Source organism: Neisseria sp. P0014.S002 (genome assembly GCF_051958295.1).
Lineage (GTDB): Bacteria > Pseudomonadota > Gammaproteobacteria > Burkholderiales > Neisseriaceae > Neisseria > Neisseria flavescens_B.
Window position 1 is genome coordinate 67953 of the sequence record NZ_JBQCVO010000008.1, and the last position, 26450, is coordinate 94402.

Here is a 26450-nt window from a genome sequence, read left to right on the forward strand (position 1 = left end):
ACTTCCTTAACAATTTACCTGACGCGCTTTACCTGCCCGACTGTTCCCACACGCTTTGCAGGTAGGCGTAGGTCAGCTCGGCGGTGCCGGAGACCAGCGCGATGTCGCTGCCCAAGTCTTCGGCTTTGCCCACGCCGATGGGCAAGGCGCCGGCGGCTTTGATGGCGGCGACGCCGGCGGCGGCGTCTTCAATGCCGATGCATTGGCGGATGTCCGCGCCCACGCCCTCGGCTGCTGCGAGGAAGATGTCGGGGGCGGGTTTGGAATGTGCGACGGCGGCAGGGTCGGCAATAGCGTCGAAGAAGTGGGTCAGCCCCATGCGTTCGAGCAGGAACGGGCCGTTTTTACTGGCGGACGCGAGGGCAATTTTTTTGCCGTTTGCTTTTAATGCTTCCAGCAGCAGCAAAATGCCGGGGTACACGTCTTCGGGTTTGACTGCCTGAATCATCTCGACGTAGTTGTCGTTTTTGCGGCGGGTCAGTTCGGCGAACTCGGCTTCGCTGACGGTTTTGCCGCCGTGCTCGAGGATGCGTTTGAGCGAATCGTCGCGCGACACGCCTTTGAGCTGCTCGTTAAACTTGCGGTCGATGCTGATACCCAGTTCTTCGGCGAGCTTTTTCCATGCGCGGTAGTGGTATTCGGCGGTATCGGTGATGACGCCGTCGAGGTCAAAAAGCACTGCGGTGAAAGTCATTTCGCATACCTCCTTATTTGTTTAACGCAACGGTGTGGCTGCCGTCGAGCGTGATGTCTTTGCCGTACACCTGCAAATCGAGCGGCTCGCCTTTGAGCAGGGTGAAGACGACGTTTTCTTTGCCGACGGCGATTTTAATCAGACGGCCGCGGTAGTTGATGTGGAAGGCATAGCCTGTCCACGCACTCGGCAGGAACGGGGCGAAGCTGAGTTTGCCGCCCCAGGTTTTCATTTGGGCGAAACCTTGGACGATGGCGAGCCACGAGCCGGTCATGGAGGTGATGTGCAGGCCGTCTTCGGTGTCGTTGTTGTAGTTATCCAAGTCCAGTCGGGCGGTGCGCTGGTACATTTCCACGGCTTTTTCTTCTTTGCCCAGTTCGGCGGCGAGGATGGCGTGGATACAAGGCGACAACGAGCTTTCATGCACGGTCATCGGTTCGTAGAAGTCGAAGTTGCGGCGTTTTTCGTCGATATTGAAACGGTCGCCGAAGAAGTAGATGCCTTGCAATACGTCTGCCTGTTTGATGAAAGGCGAACGCAGGATTTTGTCCCACGACCATTTTTGGTTGAGTGGCAAATCGTCGGGCGAAAGCGCGGACACGGGGCGGATGTCTTTGTCGAGGAAGCCGTCGTGCTGCACGAATACGCCGAGTTCTTCGTCATACGGACGGTACATATTGGCGCTGATGTCCGCCCATTTTTCCAACTCGGCGGCACTCACGTTCAAATCCGGACGCGGGTATTTCGCCAAGGCTTCTCTGGTGTAATCCAATACCCATGCGGCAAGGGTGTTGGTGTACCAGTTGTTGTTGATGTTGTTTTCGTATTCGTTCGGGCCGGTTACGCCGTGAATCATGTATTTGCCGTTGCGTTTGGAGAAGTGGACACGGTCTGCCCAGAAGCGGGACACTTCGACCAAGACTTCCAAGCCTTCTTTGGCAAGATAGCTTTCGTCTCCGGTGTAGTTGGTGTAGTTGTAGATGGCGTAAGGAATCGCGCCGTTGCGGTGGATTTCCTCGAAGGTGATTTCCCATTCATTGTGGCACTCGATGCCCGTAAACGTTACCATCGGATAGAGTGCGCCCGCCAAGCCCTGTTCGCGCGCGTTGTGCTGCGCCTGCGGCAGTTGGTTGCGGCGGTATTGCAGCAGGTTGCGGGTAACTTCAGGTTCCGCCAGTGCGAGGTAGAGCGGCACGGCGTAGGCTTCGGTGTCCCAATAGGTCGCGCCGCCGTATTTTTCGCCGGTAAAGCCTTTGGGGCCGATGTTCAGGCGCGCGTCTTCGCCGTAGTAGGTGGAGAACAGTTGGAACAGGTTGAAGCGGATGCCTTGTTGCGCTTCGTCGCTGCCTTCGATGACCACGTCGGCGATTTCCCAGCGGTGCAGCCAGCCTGCTTTGTGTGCGTCCAGCAAGGTTTCAAACGCAACGCCTGCGATTTTTTCCGACAAGGCGCGACCTGCGTCTTTCACCGCTTCCAAGCCTTGATAATCGCGGCTGGTGGTAACAATAACCCGTTTTTCAAAGGTTTCGGGCGTACCGCCGACTTCGGCTTCGAAAGAATTGGAGACCTGCCAGTCGGTTTGGCTGCCGCCGAGGGCTTTGAAGCTGCCGGCGAAGGTTTGCTCGGCGTTGACGATGAATTGTTCCACGCCGAAGGGATTGGCGACGGTTTGGGTGGCAATGTAGGAGCGGTCGTCTGAAACGCCTTTGTCTAATACCTGCCAGAATTTTTCTTCGTAGTTGGAGTCTTCGTTTTTCACGTCGGCGTCGATGATGGAATCGATGCGGACTTGGTGGGTTTTGCCGTCAACGGATACGGCTTCCCAGCGGATGACCGCCAGCTCTTTTTGTGCGACGGACAGGAATTTGCACACATCGAAACGCACACCGAATACGGTGAACGAGCGGCGCAACACGCCGTGCTGCATATCGAGTTCGACGGAGAAGCCGGCAACGTCGTTTTTCGCCAAATCCACTTCCTGCCCGTCGACAAAGATTCTGACTTTGCTGAAATTAAGCGCGTTGATGGCTTTGCCGAAATATTTGGGGTAGCCGTTTTTCCACCAGCCGACGCGGGTTTTGTCGGGGAACCACACGCCGGCGATGTAGGTGCCCAAGTGGCTGTCGGCAGAGTAGGTTTCTTCAAAGTTGCCGCGCATGCCCATATAGCCGTTGCCCAAACTGGTCAGGCTCTCTTGCAGCCGTTTGTGTTCTTTTTCCAGTTTTGCCGAACGCAATGTCCAAGGGCTGATTTCCATGATTCTTGTATACATTTATGAAGCTCCTGTTATTAAAATCGTAAGTTCGGCAAAGGTTTCAGACGGCCTTTGCCGATGGTATTAATGGATTATTCGCCGTGGGTCTCTTTAATCAGACATACTGAGAAGGCTCCCAGCAGCAAGACTGCGCCTGCAACCAAGAACATGGTTGCCTGATGGCTGCCCAGCATAGGGAATAGGATAAAGCTCAGCAGGGAGGCGACGATTTGAGGCATACAGATAGAGCCGTTAAACAGACCCAAATAAGTACCCATGTGTTTGCCGGAGAGGGCATTGGTTACAATCGTCAAAGGATAGGTAATAATACCTGCCCACGCAATACCGATTAAGGTATAAGACAGGATTAATGCGTATTGATTGTGGATGAAGAAAATAGAGAAGAAACCGAGCGCGCCTAAAGCCAAGCAACCGAAATAACCGACTTTATGGTATTGATTCGGTACTTTTGCCAGAATAAACGAGCAGATAACGGCAGCAATGGATTGTACCGCCGCCAAAACGCCGTACCAGTTGCCCGCTTCCTGATAGCCTACGGAAGAGGCATCGGTTGTCTGCCAAACGTTTTCTGCAATCGCGCCTGCCGAGTAAGTCCACATATATTGGAAGGCGAACCAGCAGAAGAATTGCACCAAAGTAACCGTCCAAAATGCTTTAGGTGCGGTTTTTAAGAGTTCGAACCAGTTGGCTTTTTCCTGATTTGCAGCCACGTCGATACCGTGGTAGCGGGCGTAGGTTTCCGGATCATATTCTTTGACTTTGAAGATGGTGAACGCACTGGTAATAATCAGTAAGGCTGCGCCCACATAGAATGCTACGACCACGGTTTGCGGCACGACGCCTTTTTCTGCCGTGTTTTCTAAGCCGATATAGGCAAAGACGAATGGCAAGATGGCGGCAACGACTGCGCCTGTATTGGCTAAGAAACTTTGAATGCCGTAGGCGTAGCCTTTTTGCTCCTCGTTGACCATGTCGCCGACCATCATCTTAAACGGCTGCATTGCCATATTGGAGGACACGTCCAACAGCGCAATCATCAACGCGCCAAACGACAAAGCCGCCAAAGAAGCGTAGCCAAAACCGAAGCTGCCCGAGTTCGGCATCAGAATCATGACGATAACCGCAATCAGCGTACCGTAAAGCAGATAGGGCAGACGGCGGCCACCCAAGCGCGGCATCCAAGTGCGGTCTGAGTAGTAGCCCACAATCGGCTGAACCAACATACCGGCCAGCGGCGGCAGAATGAAAAACCAGCCCAAATTGTGCGGGTCAGCGCCTAAAGTTTGAAAAATTCGGCTCATTTGTGAGCTTTGCAGGGTAAAGGCCGTCTGAACGCCGAGATAGCCGAAGCTCAGCATCCAAATCGTACTTTTCGCCAGTGACGGCAAACCTTGTTTTGCTGTTTTTTGCGTATGTTCCGACATGAGGTAAATCCTTTTTTTGAAAAGTATTTTTATTGAGAAATCTGAAATGTTCCTTGGTGTGGTGTTCTCTGTCGTTATTGTTTGTGTGCGTATTTTCAAGGATATGGGTGCATTTTATGAAGTGCGCCGGATATTGGCAATGCCAGTTCAAGGATAAACTGGCTTAAATCAAATTTTCTGCGGTTTTGCATTGATACCGTCGGGCAATGAGGGTATCGGTTCGGCTCGGTGTATATGTTGATGCTTATTTCTATTTTCAGACGGCATTTGAACAAGCAAGTATTGGGGCAATAGGTTAAAATGGGCAGTCTGAAATTTGTTTGACGGAAACGAGAAAACTATGTCCCAACAATACGTCTATTCTATGCTGCGCGTGAGCAAGGTTGTGCCGCCGCAAAAAACCATTATTAAAGACATTTCCCTTTCATTTTTTCCCGGTGCAAAAATCGGTTTGCTCGGTTTGAACGGTGCGGGTAAATCTACTGTACTGCGGATTATGGCGGGCGTGGATAAAGAATTTGAGGGCGAAGCCGTACCAATGGGCGGCATCAAAATCGGCTACCTGCCGCAAGAGCCTGAGCTTGATCCTGAAAAAACCGTGCGCGAGGAAGTGGAAAGCGGTTTGGGCGAAGTGGCGGCTGCGCAGAAACGCTTGGAAGAAGTGTATGCCGAGTATGCCAATCCTGATGCGGATTTTGACGCGTTGGCGGAAGAACAAGGCCGTCTGGAAGCGATTATTGCGGCGGGTTCGTCCACGGGCGGCGGTGCGGAACACGAATTGGAAATCGCCGCCGATGCGCTGCGCCTGCCTGATTGGGATGCCAAAATCGGCAATTTGTCCGGCGGTGAAAAACGCCGCGTCGCTTTGTGCAAACTCTTGTTGAGCAAACCCGATATGCTGCTGCTGGACGAGCCGACCAACCACTTGGACGCGGAATCTGTCGAATGGCTGGAGCAATTCTTGGTACGCTTCCCTGGTACAGTCGTTGCGGTAACGCACGACCGCTACTTCTTGGATAATGCCGCCGAATGGATTTTGGAACTCGACCGCGGACACGGTATTCCGTGGAAAGGCAATTATTCGTCTTGGCTGGAGCAGAAAGAAAAACGCTTGGAAAACGAGGCAAAATCCGAAGCCGCGCGCGTGAAGGCGATGAAGCAGGAATTGGAATGGGTGCGCCAGAATGCCAAAGGCCGCCAAGCCAAGTCTAAAGCGCGTTTGGCTCGTTTTGAAGAAATGAGCAACTATGAATACCAAAAACGCAATGAAACGCAGGAAATCTTCATTCCTGTCGCCGAGCGTTTGGGTAACGAAGTAATTGAATTTGTGAATGTTTCCAAGTCGTTTGGCGATAAAGTGCTGATTGATGATTTGAGCTTCAAAGTGCCTGCTGGCGCGATTGTCGGCATCATCGGCCCGAACGGCGCGGGTAAATCGACGCTGTTCAAAATGATTTCGGGCAAAGAGCAGCCTGATTCCGGCGAAGTGAAAATCGGGCAAACCGTGAAAATGAGCCTGATTGACCAAAGCCGCGAAGGTTTGCAAAATGATAAAACCGTGTTCGACAACATTGCCGAAGGCCGTGACATTTTGCAGGTTGGTCAGTTTGAAATCCCCGCACGCCAATATTTGGGACGCTTCAACTTCAAAGGCAGTGACCAAAGCAAAATCGCAGGTCAATTGTCGGGCGGCGAACGTGGCCGTTTGCACTTGGCAAAAACTTTGTTGAGTGGCGGCAATGTCTTGCTGCTGGACGAGCCGTCCAACGACCTCGACGTGGAAACCTTGCGCGCGTTGGAAGACGCATTGCTGGAATTTGCCGGCAGCGTGATGGTGATTTCGCATGACCGTTGGTTCCTCGACCGTATCGCTACGCATATTTTGGCTTGTGAAGGCGACTCTAAATGGGTGTTCTTCGACGGCAACTATCAGGAATACGAAGCCGACAAGAAACGCCGTTTGGGCGAAGAGGGCGCGAAACCGAAACGTATCCGTTACAAACCGGTAACACGTTAATTAGGTTTAAACCAAAAGGCCGTCTGAAACTTTTAATGTTTCAGACGGCCTTTTATTTTTGATGTTTATGATTGTTTTCTTAATTGCGGATGGTTTTCCAATGTATCAATGATGATTTCAATCATGCGGGGGGCGGTTTGCGCCAAATCGAAGCCTTGACCTGAAGAAAGCCAGCACCAAATCAAGCCGTCTAATGAAGACTTGATGAAGATGACTGCCATATCGGTATCCAAATTATCCGCCAACGCTTTTTGTTGTACTGCATCAGTCAGGACGGCAATGATTTTTTCACGCCATAATGATTGGTGTTTTTTAGCGATGGCAATGACCGCCTCGTTTTGCTCGGTGTGTTCGCATTTTAAAAACAAAATGCTGTGAAATTTATAGTGAAGCTCGTTGTGTTGCAGGCGTTCGAAGAAACGGGTCAGGGTCAGGCGGAAGCTTGGCCAAGCCTGTTCGTTATTGTTGTTCGAGTCCTCTTTCATGCAGCTTTCGATGTCGTCGCAAATCCGTTGGAACAAGGCATCAAACAAATCTTCTTTGTTTTTGAAATGCCAATACAGCGCGCCGCGCGTTACGCCTGCGGCTTGGGCGATTTCGTTGAGCGAAGTGCGGGCAATGCCTTTCTTATAAAACGTATCTAATGCGGCAAGCATGAGATATTCTTTGGTTTTTAAAGCTTCGGTTTTGGTTCTTCTCATGGTTTTTTTGTAGGAAATGTAAATTTATGGTTCGGATTATAAAAAATTACTTCTGGACATGCAAGAATGTATGTATAATTCAATTTAGTACTTGATAGTGTTTTCTCAACACTATATAATCGGCCTGTTTTTTATAAAAACAGGCAATTTCTGTTTGTGAAATATGAGATTAAAGTAATCAATTTTTAATTAGTCAAACCCTTATTTATCATAGAGATAGGAAAATTATGGCTCTTTATGCTTCTAAAATGATGCGTGTCGCAGCAATCGCAGCAGCTACTGCGTTGGCACTTTCCGCTTGCGGCAAAGGCGATGAAAAAGCAGCCAGCCAACAGGCACAAGGCAGTCAGCAACAGCAAAAACAACCTGCGCCTGAAGTGCGCGTGGTCACTGTACATCCGGAAACCGTTGCATTGACAACCGAGTTGCCGGGCCGTCTGGAATCATTGCGTACTGCCGAAGTTCGCGCCCAAGTCGGCGGTATTCTGCAAAAACGCCTGTTCCAAGAGGGCAGCTATGTGCAAGCCGGTCAGCCTTTGTACCAAATCGACAGCTCATCTTATGAAGCAAACTTAGAAAGCGCACGCGCCCAGTTGGCGAGTGCGCAAGCTACTTTGGCCAAAGCGAATGCCGACTTAGCCCGCTATAAACCGCTGGTTGCCGCCGATGCCATCAGCCAACAAGAATATGATGCGGCCGTAACAGCCAAGCGTTCGGCAGAGGCAGGCGTCAAATCCGCTCAAGCAGCCATCAAATCTGCCGGTATCAGCCTGAGCCGATCCCGCATTACTGCGCCGATTTCCGGCTTTATCGGTCAATCTAAAGTTTCTGAAGGTACATTGCTGAATTCCGGCGATACCACTGTTTTAGCCACCATTCAACAAACCAATCCAATGTATGTCAACGTTACCCAGTCTGCGAGTGAGGTCATGAAACTGCGTCAACAGGTTGCCGAAGGCAAATTGTTGGCGGCAAACGGCGCGATTGCAGTGGACATCAAATTTGACGACGGTACGGTTTACCCTGAAAAAGGCCGTCTGCTGTTTGCAGATCCGACTGTCAACGAAACGACCGGTCAAATTACCTTGCGCGCCGCCATTCCTAACGACAGAAATATCTTGATGCCGGGCTTGTATGTACGCGTGTTGATGGAACAAGTGGCAGTGGATAATGCATTTGTAGTGCCGCAGCAAGCAGTTACCCGCGGTTCGCAAGATACTGTGATGGTGGTGAATGACAAGAGCGAAATGGAAGCGCGTGTCGTGACCGTAGCCCAACAGCAAGGTACTAATTGGGTGATTACAGACGGCCTGAAAGACGGCGACAAAGTGGTTGTCGAAGGTACCAGCATTGCCGCTATGTCAGGTGCTAAAAAGGTAACGCCGAAAGAATGGACGCCGCCTGCAAACGCCGCAGCGGCAACCCCGGCAGTTTCAGACGGCCAGGCTGCATCCGAGGCCAAGCCTGAAGCTAAAGCTGCATCTGAAGCCAAATAAGGAACGCGTGAATGTCTAAGTTTTTTATTGACCGCCCCATCTTTGCATGGGTTATTGCGATTTTTATCATCGCAGCGGGTATTTTCGGCATTCAAAAACTGCCAATTTCCCAATATCCGTCCGTTGCAGCACCGACCATTACTTTGCGCGCTACTTATCCGGGCGCTTCTGCTCAGGTAATGGAAGACAGTGTACTGGCCGTTATCGAACGTAATATGTACGGTGTGGAAGGTTTGGACTATATGACGACTTCTGCCAATTCCAGCGGCAGCGGCAGCGTCAGTCTGACGTTTACACCGGAAACCAATGAAGATTTGGCGCAGGTGGACGTGCAGAACAAATTGTCGGAAGTGTTGTCCACATTGCCGTCTACCGTACAGCAATATGGTGTAACCGTATCTAAAGCGCGTTCCAACTTCTTGCAAGTGGTCATGCTTTCTTCTGAAAAGCAATCCATTGAGGAAATGAACGATTACGCCCAGCGCAATATCATTCCTGAACTGCAGCGTATCGACGGGGTAGGGCAGGTACAATTGTTTGGTGCGCAACGCGCCATGCGTATTTGGGTTGACCCGAAAAAACTGCAAAACTACAACCTGTCTTTTGCAACGGTAACCAACGCACTGGCTACTCAAAATATCCAAATTTCTGCAGGCTCTATCGGTTCTTTGCCGGCGGCTGCAGGTCAGACCATTTCGGCGACCGTTACTGCGGAAGGGCAATTAAGAACGGCTGAAGAGTTTGGCAACATCATTTTGGTATCCAATACCGATGGTTCTAATGTCTATCTGAAAGACGTTGCCAAAGTCAGCTTGGGTATGCAGGACTATTCTACTTCCACACGTTTGAACGGCGTGAATACCACCGGTATGGCAGTGATGCTGTCCAACAGCGGTAACGCTTTGGCAACGGCGACTGCCGTGAAAGAAAAAATGGCAGTTTTGCAGAAGTATTTTCCAGACGGCATGAGCTGGAAAGTTCCTTACGATACTTCCAAATTTGTGGAAATTTCGATTGAGAAAGTGATCCATACGCTTTTGGAAGCCATCGTATTGGTATTCTTGGTGATGTATCTCTTCCTGCAAAATATCCGCTATACGCTGATTCCGACTATTATCGTGCCGATTTCCCTGTTGGGCGGTTTTGCCTTTATCTCATATATGGGTATGTCGATTAACGTATTGACCATGTTTGCGATGGTATTGGTAATTGGTATTGTGGTCGATGATGCGATTGTGGTCGTTGAAAACGTTGAGCGTATTATGGCGAGCGAAGGTCTGCCGCCTAAGGCTGCAACCAAAAAAGCGATGAGTCAGATTTCCGGCGCGGTGATCGGTATTACTGCCGTGTTGATGTCCGTATTTGTGCCGCTGGCAATGTTTAGCGGTGCAACCGGTAACATTTACAAACAGTTTGCCCTGACCATGGTGGCATCGATCGGCTTCTCCGCATTCCTTGCTTTGACGCTGACTCCGGCATTGTGTGCCACCATGCTCAAGCCGATTCAGAATGGTCATCACGAAGAGAAAAAAGGTTTCTTCGGTTGGTTTAACAAGAAATTCGACAACTGGACACACGGCTACGAAGGCTGGGTAGCCAAAGTCTTGCGCAAGACTTTGCGCATGATGGTTGTCTATATCGGTTTGACTGTTGTGGGCGTATTCCTGTTTATGCGTCTGCCGACTTCCTTCTTGCCGACTGAAGACCAAGGTAACTTGATGTTGAGCGTACAGCTGCCTGCCGGCGCGACCAAAGAGCGTACCGATGCAACTTTGGCTCAAATCACTCAACTGGCGAAATCTGTACCTGAGATCGAGAACATTGTTACCGTTTCCGGCTTTAGTTTTAGCGGTTCCGGCCAAAACATGGCTTTGGGCTTTGTCATTCTGAAAGACTGGAGCGAACGTACTGCTCCGGGCAGCGATGCGACTTCTATTTCCGGTAAGTTGACCGGCATGATGATGGCTACGCTGAAAGACGGTTTCGGTTTGGCGATTGTGCCTCCTGCCATCATGGAATTGGGTACAGGCTCCGGCTTGACGATTTACCTGCAAGACCGTAACAACAGCGGCCATGCCGCATTATTGGCCAAGCGCAATGAGTTGATTGACAAAATGCGCAAAAGCGGTTTGTTTAACCCAAGTACCGTTCGTGCGAGCGGTTTGGAAGATGCGCCGCAGTTGAAAATCGACATCAACCGTGCCGCAGCAGCCGCACAAGGTATTTCGTTCTCTGACATCCGTACTGCTTTGGCTTCTTCTTTGGGTTCGTCTTATGTAAACGACTTCCCGAATCAAGGCCGTCTGCAACGCGTGATGGTACAAGCTGATGCGAGTGCCCGTATGCAGCCTGCCGATATTCTGAACCTGACTGTACCGAACAAATCCGGCGTTGCCGTACCGCTTTCTACCATTGCTACTGTTTCTTGGGAAAACGGTATGGAACAAAGCGTCCGCTTCAATGGTTATCCGGCAATGGAGCTTTCCGGCTCTCCTGTTAATGGCGTATCTTCCGGTCAAGCCATGGCTGCGGTGCAGCAAATGGTTGATGAAATGGGCGGCGGTTACAGTCTGGAATGGGGCGGTCAGTCTCGTGAAGAGGCTAAAGGCAGCTCACAAACTGTCGTGTTGTACGCATTGGCCGCTGCCGCTGTATTCTTGGTATTGGCTGCTTTGTACGAAAGCTGGTCTATCCCGTTGGCGGTTATCCTTGTGATTCCGTTGGGCTTGATTGGCGCGGCATTGGGTGTGACTGGCCGTAACATGTTTGAAGCATTACTGGGCAGTATTCCGGCATACGCCAACGATATCTACTTCCAAGTCGGTTTCGTTACGGTGATGGGTTTGAGTGCGAAAAACGCGATTTTGATTATCGAGTTTGCCAAAGACCTGCAAGCGCAAGGCAAGAGCGCGCTTGAAGCTGCGCTTGCCGCCGCACACTTGCGTTTCCGTCCGATTATCATGACTTCGTTTGCCTTCATCTTGGGCGTGGTACCGCTTTATGTTGCCAGCGGTGCCAGCTCCGCCAGCCAACGTGCGATTGGTACGACCGTGGTCTGGGGTATGTTGATCGGTACGATTCTGTCTGTGTTCCTTGTGCCTTTGTTCTATGTGGTTGTGCGCAAATTCTTTAAAGAAACCGCACACGAGCATGAGATGGCCGCCAAACACGCCGCTGAAGCCGGCATGATTGAAGACGGTAAACAAGATTCAGACAAGCACTAAAGCAAAGGCCGTCTGAAAAATTTTCAGACGGCCTCAAAATGCTAAAGGATTCTAAAATGAAGAAGATTACATTCAAACCTGTACTGACCGCCGTTGCCGCCGCCGTGGCTTTGTCGGCCTGTACCATGATGCCGAAATATGAGCAGCCTCAAGTTGCCGTGGCCGATACGTTTAAATACGACACTGTTGACGACGGTATCCGTGCAGCCGAATTGGGTTGGCAAGATTACTTTGCCGATCCTCGCCTTCACCGCCTGATCGACATCGCATTGGAACGCAATACCGATTTGCGTACAGCCGCGCTGAATGCGGAAATCTACCGCAAGCAATACATGATTGCGCGTAATAATTTGTTGCCAACCGTCAATGCCAGCGGTACAGGTTCGCGTCAAGGCAGTTTGAGTGGCGGCAGCGTTAGCAGCCAATACAGCGTGGGTTTGGGCGCAGCCTCTTATGAGCTTGACCTCTTCGGCCGTGTCCGCAGCACCAGCGAAGCCGCGTTGCAAGGTTATTTTAATGTGGCCGCAAACCGCGATGCCGCCCATCTGACCCTGATTTCTACCGTTGCCAAAGCCTACTTTAACGAACGCTACGCGGAAGAAACCATGGCATTGGCACAACGCGTATTACAAACCCGTGAAGCGACTTACAAGCTCTCGCAATTACGCCATAAGGCCGGCGTGATTTCCGCCGTTGATTTGCACCAACAGGAAGCGCTGATTGAATCGGCCAAAGCAGATTACGCATCCGCAGTGAAAAACCGCGAGCAAGCGCGAAATTCCTTGGCTATGTTGATTAATCAACCTTTGCCTGAAGACTTGCCTGCCGGTTTGCCTTTGAACAAACAGTTCAAAATGACCAAACTGCCTGCCGGTTTGAGTTCGGACCTGTTGCTCAACCGTCCGGATATCCGTGCGGCCGAACACGCGCTCAAACAAGCCAATGCCAATATCGGTGCGGCACGTGCGGCGTTTTTCCCGCGCATCAGCCTGACCGGTTCTGTCGGTACCGCTTCCGGCGAGTTGAGCGGCCTGTTTAAGAGTGGCACAGGTATTTGGGCTTTTGCACCGTCCATCACCCTGCCTATCTTTGATTGGGGCACAAACAAAGCCAATCTTGACGTAGCCAAGCTGCGCCAACAGGCACAAATCGTTGCTTATGAAGCCGCTGTTCAATCTGCATTCAAAGACGTTTCCAATGCGTTGGTTGCACGCGAACAGCTGGATAAAAGCTATGACGCTTTGAGCAAACAAAGCCGCGCCTACAACGACAGCCTGCGCCTCATCAGCCTGCGCTACAAACATGGCGTATCCAGTGCATTGGATTTGCTGGATGCTGAGCGCAGCAATTACAGCGCAGAAACTGCTCTTTTGGCCAATCAGCTGACCCGTTTGGAAAATCTTGCCGATTTGTATAAAGCACTTGGCGGCGGTTTGAAACGCGAAACCAAAGCTGCTGAATAAGTATTTGCCTGCTAAGATTAAAAGGCCGTCTGAAACATTTGGATTTCAGACGGCCTTTTTGTTATGAGGCAATTCTAAGCTTTTAATTTCTCGCTTAAAGTGGCGACATAGGCTGCGCGTTCGTTACGGCTGGCTTCGGGCTGGTGTGTGTTGAGCGAAGACCATTTGCGGTTGCTGCGCGCTTTGTTGAGTTCGCTTGGCAATTTGGCCGCATTCCATGGCGCTTTGCGTTCTTTTAGCTCGATATGCGATTGAGCCGCATGACCGCGCGTTTGCAAAACGTGCAACAAATCCAGAGCGCGTGCGGCGAGTAGGGTAAGGGTTTCCGGATCGATATGCAGGGTTTGTCGGCCGTTGATTTTGTCGGTGATGTCTTGGGCATTGGGTAAAATACCGCCCAATAGTCCGCCGATGGCGGTACCCAAACCAAGCGAGCCGCCAAGCGTGGCAATATCCAAGCCTAAACCGATGAGTGCGCCTGCGGTTGCGCCGGTACCGGTACGGATGCCGTAATGTTTGAGCAATTCGCTGTCAAACGGATCTTGTTTGAAGGCTTTGGGCATCCATGTGCTGTCGCTGCCGACTTCGTCGTGATAGAAGCGGTAAAGTGTGAACAGGCGTTGTTGCATTTGCCGTTCAAGTTGGCGGATTTCCGATTGCATGACTTCCAAAGTCGGGGCAGGGTCGTCGTTTTCGGCAATTTCTTGGGTAAATGCGGCGGCATCCAGTAGAAAATCGGCAATTTCACGGCGCGCTTCCGTATCCAGCCGTTGCCACTCGCGCCGGCGCATATTGATGAGGCGGTCGAGGATGTCGCGCTTAGGTAACATGGTGGCAAGGTTGTCCCATAATCGGATTTCGCCTTCAAAGTCGAAGGCAACGGTATCGAAACCAGCGTAAACATGCAGGTTTCTGCGGGCGAGCATATTGGTCCAAGCGGTCAGGTCTTGATTTTGGGTGAAGTTGAACACGGGCATGATGGGCTTGGCGCACCAAGACAAAATGGTCAGCTCGTCTTTGTATTTGTTAAGGACGGGTTCCCGCGCGTCGATGACGTACATGGCCATATCGCTTTGCATGACTTGGCGCAGCACTTTGGCCTCTTGGTTGAACTCGTGATGCGCTTCATGATTGTTGAGGAATTGCTGGATGCGTTCGATGCCGTCATCGCGTGCAGATGTGTGGGTTTCCAGCCAGTCCAACACGCCGCCGGCATCTTCTAGGCCGGGGGTGTCGTAGAGGTAAACCAAGCTGTCGTCACCGTCGTTGATGAGGGCTTCTTCGACATGGCGTGTGGTTGAGGGCGCATTTTTTACTTCGCCGAAGGTGCTGTCGCGCAAAAGCGTGCGTAAGAGTGAGGTTTTGCCTGTGTTGGTATGGCCGACGACGGCAAGGGAAAGTGGGGTGGTCATGGTTGTGGGTTGGGACGGATATGGGCTATGAATGTGTGAGTATGGGGCTGTTTGCCTGCAGTGGCAATATGTGTTTCAGACGGCCCTAAATTTCCTTTATATATGGGCGAAAATAGCCAGAAAAAGAGGGGAATAGCGGATTTGTTGTTTTTTGGCAAAATGCTTGAAAATAGGCAGGAAAACAGTTGACAGTCGGGTAGAAGGCTAGGATAATTCGCGCCGTTGAGTTGCTTGATGCAGCTTGATTTTTCTCCTCTATTTCTCCTTTGTAGACTTGGCGCATATCGAAACGGTATGCGCATTTTTTTATCTGCATTGAAACATGATTACATTTAAGTTCTGTAAATTGGATAATTAAGAAACTTTACAAGAAAAATACTTGCATGGTTGAATCTCTTGTTGCATAATTCGTTTCGTTAGCTGGTTCGAGTAGTCAGTTAATAGTTTCTCCTCTATTTCTCCTTTGTAGACTTGGCACACATTCTATCGGATGTGTGCATTTTTTTTTTTGCCTGTTTAAAACAAAGGCCGTCTGAATGTTGTAATCTTTCAGAGGGCCTTTGTTGGTTAAATGGAATTAGATGTCTAATACTACTTCTTCTTTGACTTCTTCCATGACAACATAGCTGCGGCTTTCGGCTGCAGCCGGCAGTTGCAGCAGGATATTGCCGAGCATATCGCGATAGGCGGACATATTGGGCAGGCGGACTTTGATGAGGTAGTCGTATTCGCCGGAGACCAAGTGGCATTCCAAAATTTGCGGAATCTTCAGCACTTCGCGTTTGAAGTCTTCAAAAATATTGCCGGATTTTGAACGCAGTTTCAGTTCGACAAAGACCAAGAGGCTTTGACCTAAGGCATGTGGATTCAGATGGGCGTGATAGCCGGTGATGAGGTTGTCGCGTTCCAAGCGTCGGACACGTTCGGTTACCGGCGTAGTGGAGAGGCCGACTTTTTCAGCCAATTCGGTCATGGGGATGCGTGCGTTTTGTTGCAGGAGCTTGAGAATTTTTAAGTCGGTTTTGTCGAGTTCTTTCATGGCTTTGATGCTTGTCGTTTTCAATTTGGATGACATCATAACCTTAAAACAGGCTCAGAAGAAGCATAAATCCTTAAAGGTAAGGCGGAAGGAAGATATTAATCTTGTGTATTTCATGGAATCCTGTATGGTTTTTGACCTATAATATTCGCTTCAAAGTAATAGGGCAGGCCGTCTGAAACGGATGCCGATAAGAGGAATACATTATGCGTCCGCTCAATGCGCAAATCCGTTTGGATAATTTACGTCAAAATTATCGTTTTCTCAAAGAGTTGCACGGCAATAAATTGTTGGCTGTGATTAAGGCCGATGCTTACGGGCATGGTGCGGTCAGATGTGCACACGCGTTGGCGGATATTGCCGACGGCTTTGCGGTGGCAACGGTAGATGAAGGCGTGGAATTGCGTCAAAACGGCATTAAAAATCCGATTGTTTTATTGGAAGGTGTATTTGAGGCTGAGGAATATGCGGATGTTGACCGTTATGATTTGTGGCCGGCAATCGGCAGCCAATGGCAGTTGGAGGCGTTTGTGCATCATGAGTGGCAACGTCCGACAACCGTATGGCTGAAAATGGACTCGGGTATGCACCGTGCCGGTTTCTTTCCGCATAACTATGCTGCGGCCTATACTGCATTGAAACAATCCGAATCGGTTGAAAACATTGTGAAATTCAGCCATTTTGCCTGTGCGGACGAGCCGGAAAACGGTATGACCGAAATGCAGCTTGAAGCGTTTGATTTGGCGTGTGAAGGTTTGGAAGGCGAAGAGAGCTTAGCCAATTCCGCCGCGATTTTGAACGTGCCTGAAGCACGCCGCGATTGGGGCCGTGCCGGTCTGGCCTTATATGGTATTTCGCCTTTCGGCGGCGTGGATGAGCGTTTAAAACCGGTTATGCGCCTGACTTCCCGCGTTTTCGGCGAGCGTGTGTTGCAGCCGCATTCTCCGATTGGCTACGGCGCAACGTTCTACACCAGCAAATCTACCCGTGTCGGTTTGATTGCCTGCGGCTATGCCGACGGTTATCCGCGTCGTGCTTCCACTAATTCCCCTGTGGCGGTGGATGGCAAACGCAGCCGCATTATCGGCAGGGTATCTATGGACATGATTACGGTTGAGCTGGAAGCCTCGAAAGAGGGATTGGGCGCGGAAGTCGAGCTTTGGGGTGATGTGATTAATATTAATGAAGTTTCCGAAGTTGCCGGTATGATTCCGTACGAAATCCTCTGTAATATTAAACGTGCGAAGTTTACTTATATCGAGTAAGCAGTAAAAGATCAGGCCGTCTGAAATGTGTTTTCAGACGGCCTGAGACCTTTGCAAAAATAGTCTATTAACGAAATTTGACGCATAAAAATGCGCCAAAAAATTTTCAATTGACTAAAACCCTCCTAATATTGAGCAAAAAGTAGGAAAAATCAGAAAGGTTTTGCATTTTGAAAATGAGATTGAGCATAAAATTTTAGTAACCTATGTTATTGCAAAGGTCTCGGCCTTTTTTTATCTGCAATTAAAACGATTCGTCAGCGCGTAAATAACGCCATTTGCCCGGCGGCAGTCGGCCGAGTTTAACCTTGCCCATACGGATGCGTTTCAAACCGACGACGCGCAGGCCGACCAGTTCGCACATGCGGCGGATTTGGCGTTTTTTGCCTTGTCGCAAAATAAAGCGCAACTGGTCTTCGTTTTGCCATTCGACTTTGGCGGGGCGCAACTTTTCTCCGTCCAAACTCAAGCCGTGGTTGAGCAGGGCGAGGCCTTTGTCGTCCAGTTTGCCGCGGACGCGGACGAGGTATTCTTTTTCGCTGCTGCTGTTTTCGCCAATCAGTTGTTTGGCAATGCGGCCGTCTTGAGTGAGTACCAACAATCCGACGGAGTCGATATCCAGGCGGCCGGCAGGGGCCAAGCCGAATTTGTGTTTTTCACTGAAAGGGATACGGCTATCGTCGCCTTCCCAATGGTTTTCGGCGGTAATGAGTTCGGCGGCGGACTTATAGCCTTTTTCTGCTTGCGCGCTGACGTAGCCGACGGGTTTGTTCAGCAGGATGGTTACGCGCGCTGCTTGTTTTTCATGGGCTTGTTTGTTGAGGTCGATGCGGTCGCGCTCGGTGACTTTTTGACCGAGTACGGCGGTTTGGCCGTTGACTTTGACCCAGCCTTGCTCAATGTAGCTGTCTGCCTCGCGGCGCGAGCATAAGCCCAATTGTGCCATGCGTTTGGAGAGGCGCATGGTTTCGGAATCGTTGTTTTGCATGGTATGGCAATATAGAGAAATGGGAATGTCGGATTATAGCATTGACCGTTTGTTAGGCCGTCTGAAAACTGAAGATTTGGGTTTTCAGACGGCCTTTCATTTGCGATATGCTAAGAAATTTTTAGTTTTAAAGTAAAAACTAAAGGGTGTATTGTCTGTTTGTGTTAACCTTACGGACGAACTAATCATTTTGTTTTCAGTCGAATTTGAGTTGAAATGACATTTCACTCATTAAATCATGAAGACTATAATGACTGGTCTTTCTGAAGCGCATTAAGGCAGTTTGTCGCTAAAGCAAGCCTTTGTGCATCACGTTTTAAGGATAAATTAATGAAATCGCTCAAATCATTTTTGATCTGGGGCATCGTGGTTTTGGTAGGCTTGGCCTCCTTTACTACTTTAGCTCTCAGCCGTGGCGAGCAAGTCAGTGCGATTTGGATGGTTACGGCCGCCATTTCGGTATACTGCATTGCCTACCGTTTTTACAGTCTTTACATTGCCAACCGTGTGATGCAGCTTGATCCTAACCGTCTGACTCCGGCAGAACGCCACAATGACGGCTTGGACTATGTGCCGACACATAAAGGCGTACTGTTCGGCCACCACTTTGCCGCTATTGCCGGCGCAGGCCCTTTGGTTGGTCCGGTATTGGCAGCGCAAATGGGTTATTTGCCCGGTACTTTGTGGATTATCTTCGGCGTGGTGTTTGCCGGTGCCGTACAGGACATGATGGTACTGTTTGTTTCTATGCGCCGTGACGGTAAGTCTTTGGGCGATATCGTGAAACAAGAACTCGGTACCTTCCCAGGCGTGATTGCATCCATCGGTATTTTGATGATTATGGTCATCATCATGGCGGTGTTGGCGCTGATTGTTGTGAAAGCATTGGTTCACAGCCCTTGGGGTACGTTCACCATCGCAGCAACCATGCCGATTGCCCTGTTTATGGGTATCTACACCCGTTATATCCGTCCGGGCAAAATTGGTGAGATTTCCATCGTCGGTTTTATTTTGCTGATGTTGGCTGTGATTTATGGTGAAGATGTTGCCAATAGCTCCTTTGGTCACTGGTTTGACCTTGACGGCATTCAGCTGACTTGGGCGATTATGATTTACGGTTTCGTGGCTTCCGTATTGCCGGTTTGGCTCTTGCTGACTCCGCGCGACTATCTGTCTACCTTCCTGAAAATTGGTACGATTGCAGCTTTGGCTTTGGGTATCGTTATTGTTAACCCGACTCTGCAAATGCCTGCAGTTACCCACTTTATTGATGGTTCAGGCCCGGTATTCTCCGGTGCATTGTTCCCATTCTTGTTCATTACCATTGCTTGTGGTGCAGTTTCAGGCTTCCATGCGCTGATTTCTTCAGGTACCACACCAAAAATGCTGGAAAACGAAACCCACGTCCGCATGATCGGTTACGGTGGCATGATTATGGAAAGCTTTGTGGCCATTATGGCTCTGGCTGCCGCCGCTTCGCTTGAACCAGGCGTGTACTTCGCGATGAACAGCCCGGCCGCGCTGATTGGTACGGATGCCAATACTGCTGCCGAAGTCATCACCACTAAACTGAATTTCCCTGTTGATGCCGCAACCCTGTTGCACACTGCTAAAGAAGTGGGCGAAAACACCATTCTGTCTCGTGCAGGCGGTGCGCCAACCCTCGCAGTCGGTATGGCACACATCATGAGCCGTCTGATTCCGGGCGAAGCCATGATGGCGTTCTGGTATCACTTTGCCTTACTGTTTGAAGCCTTGTTCATCTTGACCGCGGTTGACGCCGGTACACGCGTTGCCCGTTTCATGATTCAAGACTTGGGCAGTATCTTCTACAAACCATTCGGTAACACCGATTCTATCCCTGCCAACTTGGTTGCGACCTTCTTCGCTGTGGCATTGTGGGGTTACTTCCTCTATACCGGCGTAACCGACCCTCTGGGTGGTATCAACTCGCTCTGGCCGTTGTTCGGTATCGCCAACCAAATGCTTGCAGGCGTAGCGTTGATTATGTGTACCGTTGTATTGGTGAAAATGAAACGCGATCGCTATGTTTGGGTAACCTTGGTTCCTGCTTTCGGCGTATTGTTTGTCACTTGCTACGCCGGTTTGCAAAAACTGTTCCACAGCGACCCACGCGTCAGCTTCTTGGCTCACGCAGGCAAATACCGCGATGCCTTGGCTTCAGGCGAAGTCCTTGCCCCAGCTAAAGATATTGGCGAAATGTCACAAATCATCTTCAACGACCAAATCAATGCCGGTCTGACCGCTTTGTTCTTGTCTGTTGTGGTGATTGTCGCCGTGTACGGTTTCCGTACCGCCATGAAAGCCCGTAAAGTCGGCTGGCCAACTGCTAAAGAAATTCCGGCAGTGTACCGCGACGGTAAACAGCCGGAGGCTCAGAATGAAGCATAAGCTCGCATCTTGGTGGAAAACCATCAAGTTAACAGCAAACTTGATGGCCGGTGTCCCAGATTATGAAAACTACGTTGCCCGTCAACGCAGACATAATCCCGACGCGCCGGTCATGACTAAGCTGCAATTCCAAGACTACTGCCGCAAACGCCGTTGTGGCGGCAACGGCGGACGTTGTTGTTAATTAAGGCATAAAAAGGCCGTCTGAAAATATTTTCAGACGGCCTTTCATTATAGAATATCAATAAACATCAAAAACTTTGTCTTGTCATCAATATTTAATCGAACAACTTGTCGATATTTACTCTTCTTCGAGTAGTACCAGCGGACGCTGTATTTTTCTGAGTTCTTCCACCTCGTCTAACAACCGCATAATCAGCCCCAATGCGGGAATGCCGGCCTCAAAATCACGGCTTAAGCGTTGTGCGCGACGGATGCGGGCAAGATGAAAACCACTGAAGGTGCTTTTTTCAGGTGCACCATCGATGCTGATGATGTCTTCTGCTATAAGTTCCAACAGCCAATCGCGACGGCAGCGGCTGGCGGCAACGATTTCTTCAAAAGTAAGGGTAATATCGGAGGACTGAATCATAATTTATCCTTTCTCTTATGCTTGTTTTGCGGCAAAGTGTTCGGCCAATTTTTCCCATGCGGCACGGTCGGCTTCGCTCTCTACTGGCGGAACATTAATGCGGATATTAAGATAAAGGTCTCCGGCTTCTTTTGCAGGAATACCTTTGCCTTTAAGGCGGATGCTTTTACCGCTTTGGCTGTTGGCAGGCAGATTGACCTGTAAGCGGCCTGAAGCGGTAGGGACGATGATTTTGCCGCCCAATACGGCTTCCCAAGGTTTGACATCTATTGTTTGATATACGTCTTTCCTGTTTTTGACATATAAATCAGGTTGGTCGTGGAACTTGATTTTTAAGTACAAGTCACCGTTTTCCCCGCCGTTGTATCCCGGCAAACCTTGACCGGCCAAACGGATTTGTTGGCCTTCTGCAATGCCTTTGGGGATTTTGACGTTGAGGGTTTTATTTTGATAAACCGCACGTCCGTATTCGTCTAGAGTCGGCACATTCAAAGTCATGCTACGTTCTGCGCCAACATACGCTGCGTAAATATCAATACTCAATTCAGCATGTTGATCCTCGCCTTTTATTGGGCCGCGGGGTTGCTCGGAACGAGTGTGGGATTGGCGGAATGATGAAAACAGATCTTCAAAATTGAAGTCTCCCGCTCCGAACGGTTCGCCTTCATGACGTTCATAGTGGAAGCCGCCACCGTTAAATCCATTACCAAACGGATTGCCGCCTTGACCGAACGGATTTCCTCCGGCGCTGCGTCCGTAAGGATTAGCCAACATTTCATCGTATTCAGCCCGCTTTTCTTTGTCGGAAAGCGTTTCGTAGGCACGGTTGATTTCTACCGTACGTTCGGCTGCGTCAGGTTCTTTGCTGACATCGGGGTGGTATTTGCGCACCAGTTTTCGGTAGGCTTTTTTGATTTCGGCCTCATCCGCATCTTTGGCAACGCCTAGTATTTCATAATAGTTTTTTTCTGCCATGTTATTCCTTTGACTGCTCATATACAAAATTCTTATGGTTTTAATAATTGAGGGTAGATATTCTAAAATCAAGGGCGTTGGAAATAAAATTCTCTATTTCTGACAATGATTAATGGATAATTTATTTCTTTGTTCCTAGAGAAATAGAAAATATATAGGCCGTCTGAAATACGGTTTTTCAGACGGCCTTTATCAAATTGGGGTTTTATTTGTCTTGAGCGTTTTTTTGTTCTCGAACAATCCATTGGGCAATGTCAGCTCCCAAAACTTTAGAAGTACGATTTAAGACCGCACAAGAGCTTTTATAAGCGCCAAACATGCCGCCGGAAGAGTTGCGGGTGAAGGTTTTTTTATAACTTGTTTGCCGTCAACATACAAAGTAGCTGAAACCGCCATACCTTTGGCGTGACCGATAAAAGCATTGCCTGCGCTCATGGCGGAAGTAATGGCGATATCTGCGTATGTGCCTTGTTTTTTACCGTCACGGACAACAGTTACATCACTTTTGGCTGCAGTTTCTTGCAAAGATTTGGACATAATGCTGCCCACTTCTAAACATTCAGAAACGATACGGGTATCGATTTCTTCTTTGTTGCGGTAAGGAATGCTTTCATCAATATGGACATCTGCGCTGGCAAATGCAGAAGCAAACAAAAATGCGGTTGCAAGGATGCGGTTAGGAGACATAGTAGGGCACCTAAAATAGAATGTTAAAAAGAGTTGTCATTGTATAACGGCGTTCTCACTCAATCAACATAAGTTAAGTTGGTAAATACTTTGTTGAAATGAGTGTTATGGTAAGACAAATCAAAAGGCCGTCTGAAATAAAGTTATTTCAGACGGCCTTTTGATTGAGGTATTAATTTGTTCTGGTCAAGTAAGGCAGGGGATCGACTGCTTTGCCATTTAGACGTACTTCAAAATGAAGTTTGACGCTGTCTGAATCGCTGCTGCCCATGGTGGCGATAACTTGGCCTGCTTGGACTTTTTGATCTTTTTGTACCAAAAGCGTGTCGTTGTGGGCGTAGGCGGTAATGGTGTATTCATTGTGGCTGATCAAAATCAGCTTGCCGTAGCCGCGGACTTCTTCGCCAACGTAGATAACGGTTCCGGCTGCGGCAGAACGGATTTGTTGGCCTTGTGTGCCTGCAATATCTATGCCTTTGCTGGTGGTGCCGTTGTAGCGTTGGATAATGGAGGATGAAGCGTTATCGGTCGGCCATTGCAGGTTCAATCGGTTGATCGGGGTAACGGCAGTGGTTTGGCGTTGTTGCGTTGCAGTGCTGCGTGGGGCAACATGACGGCGGACGCGTAATACTTGGCCGACCTCGATTTGTGAGGCGTTGGGAAGGTTATTCCAGGCAACCAGTGTGTTGACATTTTGTCCGTAGCGTTTGGCGATTTGGGTCAGGGTATCGCCGGGACGGACTTTGTAGTAGCCGTCAGGTACGGCGCGGTTGGAAGAGGTATTGTTGCCGGCGCAGGCTGCTAAGACGGCAATGGTGCTGATGAGTGCCAGACGTTTTAAGGCCGTCTGAAAGGTGGAAATAAAGTTTGTATTCATGGGATATTTCAAAATGTATCGTTATGCTGTATATGATAGATAGGAAGAGTGAGAAAAGGTTCACTCAAAAGGCATGGGGTAAAATACAGAAAGGCGGTATATTAACATTGAAAATTTGTAGATATGGCGGCATATTTTTTTATCATTTTGATGATAAAGGATTTTTTTATTAAGGTAAAAGAAAGTGAAAGTTTTTTCAGACAGCATTGAATAAGGCAATAAAAATCCCCTGCCGGGATAAACGGGCAGGGGATTTTTGTCTCATCGAACTTATTTGTTCAATTCGTTAGCCAGATACAGCCAGGTTTCAATGACGGTATCAGGGTTGAGCGATACGCTCTCGATACCTTCTTCAACCAGCCATTTGGCAAAGTCCGGATGGTCTGATGGGCCTTGACCGCAAATACCGACGTATTTGTTTTGTTTGCGGCAAGCAGAGATTGCCAAGTGCAACATCACTTTAACGGCAGGGTTACGCTCGTCGAAGGAGTCAGATACCAAACCGCTGTCACGGTCGAGGCCGAGGGTCAGCTGGGTCATGTCGTTAGAGCCGATGGAGAAGCCGTCGAAGTATTGCAAGAATTGTTCTGCTAATACAGCGTTGCTTGGCAACTCGCACATCATGATCAGGCGCAGGCCGTTTTTGCCGCGTTCCAAACCGTTTTCTTTCAGGGCTTTAACAACAGCTTCTGCTTCACCCAAAGTACGGACGAATGGAATCATGATTTCGACGTTGGTCAAACCCATTTCATCGCGAACGCGTTTCAAGGCTTTGCACTCGAGTGCGAAGCAGTCTTTGAAGTTATCGGCTACATAACGCGCTGCACCACGGAAGCCCAGCATTGGGTTTTCTTCGTGCGGTTCGTAGATGCTGCCACCCACCAAGTTAGCATACTCGTTGGATTTGAAGTCAGACATACGAACGATGGTTTTGCGTGGATAAACCGAAGCAGCCAAAGTTGCCACACCTTCTGCGATTTTATCGACATAGAAGTCGACAGGAGAGGCGTAGCCGGCGATGCGGCGGGTAATTTCCGCTTTCAATTCGTCGTCTTGTTTGTCAAATTCTAACAAGGCTTTAGGATGGATACCGATTTGACGGTTGATGATGAATTCCATACGAGCCAAGCCGATACCTTCGCTAGGCAGATTGGCGAAGCTGAATGCCAATTCAGGGTTACCAACGTTCATCATCACTTTTACAGGCGCTTTAGGCATGTTGTCCAAAGCAACATCGGTAATTTGTATGTCCAGCAAGCCGGAGTAGATGAAGCCGGTATCGCCTTCGGCACAAGATACGGTCACTTCTTGGCCTTCGGACAGCAGATCGGTAGCATCGCCACAACCTACAACAGCCGGAATACCCAATTCACGAGCGATAATCGCTGCGTGGCAGGTACGGCCGCCACGGTTGGTAACAATGGCAGAAGCACGTTTCATTACCGGTTCCCAATCCGGGTCGGTCATGTCGGTAACGAGTACGTCGCCTGCTTCAACAGAATCCATCTCGGACGCATCTTTCACCAAGCGAACTTTACCTTGACCGACTTTTTGACCGATGGCACGGCCTTCGCACAAGACCACTTTTTCGCCGTTGATAGAGAAGCGGCGCAGGTTGCGGCTGCCGTCTTCTTGAGATTTCACGGTTTCAGGGCGTGCTTGCAGGATGTAGAGTTTGCCATCCAAGCCGTCGCGGCCCCATTCGATGTCCATTGGGCGGCCGTAGTGTTTTTCGATGGTCAGTGCGTAATGAGCCAACTCGGTTACTTCGGCGTCGGTAATGGAGAAGCGTTGACGGTCTTCTGCAGGTACATCAACGTTGGTTACAGATTTACCGGCTTCGGCTTTGTCGGTAAAGATCATTTTGATTTGTTTCGAACCCATGGTTTTGCGCAGGATAGCCGGTTTGCCTGCTTTCAAAGTAGGTTTGAATACATAGAATTCGTCAGGGTTTACCGCGCCTTGTACGACGTTTTCACCCAGACCGTAAGAAGAGGTAACGAAAACGACTTGGTCGTAACCGGATTCGGTATCGATGGTAAACATCACACCGGAAGCACCGCTGTCAGAACGCACCATGCGTTGTACGCCGGCAGAAAGGGCAACGATGTCGTGTTCGAAGCCTTTGTGTACACGGTAAGAAATGGCACGGTCGTTGTACAGGGAAGCGAATACATGACGCATTGCTTCTTTAACGTTATCCAAGCCGTTGATGTTCAGGAAGGTTTCTTGTTGGCCGGCGAAAGAAGCGTCCGGTAAGTCTTCTGCTGTTGCGGAAGAACGTACGGCAACGGAGATGTCCGCACCGCCGGCATCGGCAACCATTTTGTTCCAAGCTGTTTCGATTTCAGCATCCAGCTGCTCAGGGAACGGAGTATCCAAAATCCATTGACGGATTTCTTTACCCACGCGTGCCAATTCGGCAACGTCTTCAACATCCAGTTGTTTCAGGGCTTCGGAAATACGCTCGCTCAGACCATTGTGAGCCAGGAAAGCACGATAAGCTTCGGCTGTGGTTGCAAAACCGCCGGGAACGCGCACGCCTTTTTCAGTCAGTTGGCTGATCATTTCGCCCAAAGAGGCATTTTTACCGCCCACTCGCTCAACGTCAGTCATACGCAGGTTTTCAAACCAAATAACGTAGTTTTCGGCCATTTGTGTGTCCAATCCAATCCAAAAATGTTAAAAAAGAAACAAATCCGTCTGCTTATTGTAGCCATTCGTTTGATAGCTGTCATGTGTTTTATCTTTTTAAAAATCACAAATTCGTCTGTGATATTGTGCTTTTCAGGCGTGTAGCCTTCTGAAATATGAATATCAGATTCATGTTTTTACGTGTTATCTTCTTGTTAAATATGGAAAACAAAATAAGTTAATAAATTTAAGAATCGAAATTTATTTTGCAAATG

General features: G+C 49.4%; 19 protein-coding genes. 7 read left to right on the forward strand and 12 right to left on the reverse strand.

The features are described 5' to 3' along the window. Positions 1-28: 28 nt before the first annotated feature. The 3 genes from pgmB to ACTHSX_RS08620 all read right to left on the reverse strand — a co-directional run bounded on the left by pgmB (position 29) and on the right by ACTHSX_RS08620 (position 4393). Positions 29-694, reverse strand: coding sequence for a beta-phosphoglucomutase (pgmB, locus tag ACTHSX_RS08610; RefSeq protein ID WP_440377387.1), 666 nt, complete (start codon positions 692-694; stop codon positions 29-31). A gap of 13 nt (positions 695-707) precedes the next feature. Continuing rightward, positions 708-2966: a glycoside hydrolase family 65 protein gene (locus tag ACTHSX_RS08615; protein WP_440377386.1), complete on the reverse strand. Its 2259-nt coding sequence runs from the start codon at positions 2964-2966 to the stop codon at positions 708-710. 74 nt (positions 2967-3040) lie between these two features. After that, positions 3041-4393, reverse strand: coding sequence for an SLC45 family MFS transporter (locus ACTHSX_RS08620; protein WP_254320901.1), 1353 nt, complete (start codon positions 4391-4393; stop codon positions 3041-3043). A 340-nt stretch (positions 4394-4733) separates the two neighbouring features. Here ACTHSX_RS08620 and ettA point away from each other — a divergent pair, with 340 nt between their 5' ends. Then, complete coding sequence (gene ettA, locus ACTHSX_RS08625) at positions 4734-6410, forward strand: energy-dependent translational throttle protein EttA (protein ID WP_003747462.1); 1677 nt, start codon at positions 4734-4736, stop codon at positions 6408-6410. Positions 6411-6475: 65 nt separating this feature from the next. On the opposite strand, the gene mtrR is transcribed toward ettA, so the two are convergent. Beyond that, positions 6476-7111, reverse strand: a complete 636-nt coding sequence (gene mtrR / locus ACTHSX_RS08630; RefSeq protein WP_440377385.1) for a multidrug efflux system transcriptional repressor MtrR — start codon at positions 7109-7111, stop codon at positions 6476-6478. A gap of 227 nt (positions 7112-7338) precedes the next feature. Between mtrR and ACTHSX_RS08635 the strand changes: the two genes are divergently transcribed. Genes ACTHSX_RS08635 through ACTHSX_RS08645 form a run of 3 tightly spaced genes read left to right on the forward strand, consistent with a single transcriptional unit; the run spans position 7339 to position 13294 of the window. Further along, a complete protein-coding gene (locus ACTHSX_RS08635; RefSeq protein ID WP_440377384.1) occupies positions 7339-8607 on the forward strand; it encodes an efflux RND transporter periplasmic adaptor subunit in 1269 nt (422 codons plus the stop codon). Between the two features lie 11 nt (positions 8608-8618). Continuing rightward, positions 8619-11831 (forward strand): efflux RND transporter permease subunit, encoded by a 3213-nt coding sequence (locus ACTHSX_RS08640; RefSeq protein ID WP_440377383.1) that lies wholly within the window; start codon positions 8619-8621, stop codon positions 11829-11831. A gap of 56 nt (positions 11832-11887) precedes the next feature. Then, positions 11888-13294 carry an efflux transporter outer membrane subunit gene (locus tag ACTHSX_RS08645; RefSeq protein WP_156474266.1) on the forward strand — a complete coding sequence of 469 codons (1407 nt, stop codon included), beginning with the start codon at positions 11888-11890 and terminating at the stop codon, positions 13292-13294. A 74-nt stretch (positions 13295-13368) separates the two neighbouring features. Here ACTHSX_RS08645 and ACTHSX_RS08650 read toward each other — a convergent pair whose 3' ends face one another. Both ACTHSX_RS08650 and ACTHSX_RS08655 read right to left on the reverse strand, forming a co-directional pair. Continuing rightward, positions 13369-14706 carry a GTPase/DUF3482 domain-containing protein gene (locus ACTHSX_RS08650; protein ID WP_440377382.1) on the reverse strand — a complete coding sequence of 446 codons (1338 nt, stop codon included), beginning with the start codon at positions 14704-14706 and terminating at the stop codon, positions 13369-13371. Between the two features lie 577 nt (positions 14707-15283). Beyond that, a complete protein-coding gene (locus ACTHSX_RS08655) occupies positions 15284-15745 on the reverse strand; it encodes a winged helix-turn-helix transcriptional regulator (RefSeq protein WP_003747450.1) in 462 nt (153 codons plus the stop codon). A 206-nt stretch (positions 15746-15951) separates the two neighbouring features. Between ACTHSX_RS08655 and alr the strand changes: the two genes are divergently transcribed. Then, the gene (alr, locus tag ACTHSX_RS08660) at positions 15952-17010 is read left to right on the forward strand and encodes an alanine racemase (RefSeq protein ID WP_440377381.1); all 1059 of its coding nucleotides are present in this window, start codon (positions 15952-15954) and stop codon (positions 17008-17010) included. A 244-nt stretch (positions 17011-17254) separates the two neighbouring features. Here the strand turns inward: alr and ACTHSX_RS08665 are convergent, their stop codons facing one another. Next, a complete protein-coding gene (locus ACTHSX_RS08665; RefSeq protein WP_004520512.1) occupies positions 17255-17998 on the reverse strand; it encodes a pseudouridine synthase in 744 nt (247 codons plus the stop codon). A gap of 330 nt (positions 17999-18328) precedes the next feature. Here ACTHSX_RS08665 and ACTHSX_RS08670 point away from each other — a divergent pair, with 330 nt between their 5' ends. Continuing rightward, on the forward strand, positions 18329-20410 hold the full coding sequence (locus tag ACTHSX_RS08670) for a carbon starvation CstA family protein (RefSeq protein ID WP_440377380.1): 2082 nt from the start codon (positions 18329-18331) through the stop codon (positions 20408-20410). Beyond that, positions 20400-20594, forward strand: a complete 195-nt coding sequence (locus tag ACTHSX_RS08675) for a YbdD/YjiX family protein (protein WP_440377379.1) — start codon at positions 20400-20402, stop codon at positions 20592-20594. Before ACTHSX_RS08670 ends, ACTHSX_RS08675 begins: the two co-directional genes overlap by 11 nt. Before the next feature lie 117 nt (positions 20595-20711). On the opposite strand, the gene ACTHSX_RS08680 is transcribed toward ACTHSX_RS08675, so the two are convergent. The 5 genes from ACTHSX_RS08680 to ppsA form a co-directional block, all read right to left on the reverse strand. After that, positions 20712-21002 carry a chaperone modulator CbpM gene (locus tag ACTHSX_RS08680; protein ID WP_003685006.1) on the reverse strand — a complete coding sequence of 97 codons (291 nt, stop codon included), beginning with the start codon at positions 21000-21002 and terminating at the stop codon, positions 20712-20714. Positions 21003-21017: 15 nt separating this feature from the next. Then, positions 21018-21977: a DnaJ C-terminal domain-containing protein gene (locus ACTHSX_RS08685; RefSeq protein WP_063068882.1), complete on the reverse strand. Its 960-nt coding sequence runs from the start codon at positions 21975-21977 to the stop codon at positions 21018-21020. Positions 21978-22259: 282 nt separating this feature from the next. Then, entirely contained in the window at positions 22260-22664 is a 405-nt protein-coding gene (locus tag ACTHSX_RS08690) for a hypothetical protein (RefSeq protein ID WP_440377378.1), read from the reverse strand. 172 nt (positions 22665-22836) lie between these two features. Then, a complete protein-coding gene (locus ACTHSX_RS08695) occupies positions 22837-23541 on the reverse strand; it encodes a peptidoglycan DD-metalloendopeptidase family protein (RefSeq protein WP_440377377.1) in 705 nt (234 codons plus the stop codon). Between the two features lie 270 nt (positions 23542-23811). Continuing rightward, positions 23812-26196 carry a phosphoenolpyruvate synthase gene (gene ppsA / locus ACTHSX_RS08700; protein ID WP_440377376.1) on the reverse strand — a complete coding sequence of 795 codons (2385 nt, stop codon included), beginning with the start codon at positions 26194-26196 and terminating at the stop codon, positions 23812-23814. Positions 26197-26450 lie beyond the last annotated feature (254 nt).

Bases quoted from the DNA above. Each gene is read 5' to 3' on its own strand.
- pgmB (WP_440377387.1), bottom strand. From the start codon at position 694: ATGACTTTCACCGCAGTGCTTTTTGACCTCGACGGCGTCATCACCGAT.
- ACTHSX_RS08615 (WP_440377386.1), bottom strand. From the start codon at position 2,966: ATGTATACAAGAATCATGGAAATCAGCCCTTGGACATTGCGTTCGGCA.
- ACTHSX_RS08620 (WP_254320901.1), bottom strand. From the start codon at position 4,393: ATGTCGGAACATACGCAAAAAACAGCAAAACAAGGTTTGCCGTCACTG.
- ettA (WP_003747462.1), top strand. From the start codon at position 4,734: ATGTCCCAACAATACGTCTATTCTATGCTGCGCGTGAGCAAGGTTGTG.
- mtrR (WP_440377385.1), bottom strand. From the start codon at position 7,111: ATGAGAAGAACCAAAACCGAAGCTTTAAAAACCAAAGAATATCTCATG.
- ACTHSX_RS08635 (WP_440377384.1), top strand. From the start codon at position 7,339: ATGGCTCTTTATGCTTCTAAAATGATGCGTGTCGCAGCAATCGCAGCA.
- ACTHSX_RS08640 (WP_440377383.1), top strand. From the start codon at position 8,619: ATGTCTAAGTTTTTTATTGACCGCCCCATCTTTGCATGGGTTATTGCG.
- ACTHSX_RS08645 (WP_156474266.1), top strand. From the start codon at position 11,888: ATGAAGAAGATTACATTCAAACCTGTACTGACCGCCGTTGCCGCCGCC.
- ACTHSX_RS08650 (WP_440377382.1), bottom strand. From the start codon at position 14,706: ATGACCACCCCACTTTCCCTTGCCGTCGTCGGCCATACCAACACAGGC.
- ACTHSX_RS08655 (WP_003747450.1), bottom strand. From the start codon at position 15,745: ATGAAAGAACTCGACAAAACCGACTTAAAAATTCTCAAGCTCCTGCAA.
- alr (WP_440377381.1), top strand. From the start codon at position 15,952: ATGCGTCCGCTCAATGCGCAAATCCGTTTGGATAATTTACGTCAAAAT.
- ACTHSX_RS08665 (WP_004520512.1), bottom strand. From the start codon at position 17,998: ATGCAAAACAACGATTCCGAAACCATGCGCCTCTCCAAACGCATGGCA.
- ACTHSX_RS08670 (WP_440377380.1), top strand. From the start codon at position 18,329: ATGAAATCGCTCAAATCATTTTTGATCTGGGGCATCGTGGTTTTGGTA.
- ACTHSX_RS08675 (WP_440377379.1), top strand. From the start codon at position 20,400: ATGAAGCATAAGCTCGCATCTTGGTGGAAAACCATCAAGTTAACAGCA.
- ACTHSX_RS08680 (WP_003685006.1), bottom strand. From the start codon at position 21,002: ATGATTCAGTCCTCCGATATTACCCTTACTTTTGAAGAAATCGTTGCC.
- ACTHSX_RS08685 (WP_063068882.1), bottom strand. From the start codon at position 21,977: ATGGCAGAAAAAAACTATTATGAAATACTAGGCGTTGCCAAAGATGCG.
- ACTHSX_RS08690 (WP_440377378.1), bottom strand. From the start codon at position 22,664: ATGTCTCCTAACCGCATCCTTGCAACCGCATTTTTGTTTGCTTCTGCA.
- ACTHSX_RS08695 (WP_440377377.1), bottom strand. From the start codon at position 23,541: ATGAATACAAACTTTATTTCCACCTTTCAGACGGCCTTAAAACGTCTG.
- ppsA (WP_440377376.1), bottom strand. From the start codon at position 26,196: ATGGCCGAAAACTACGTTATTTGGTTTGAAAACCTGCGTATGACTGAC.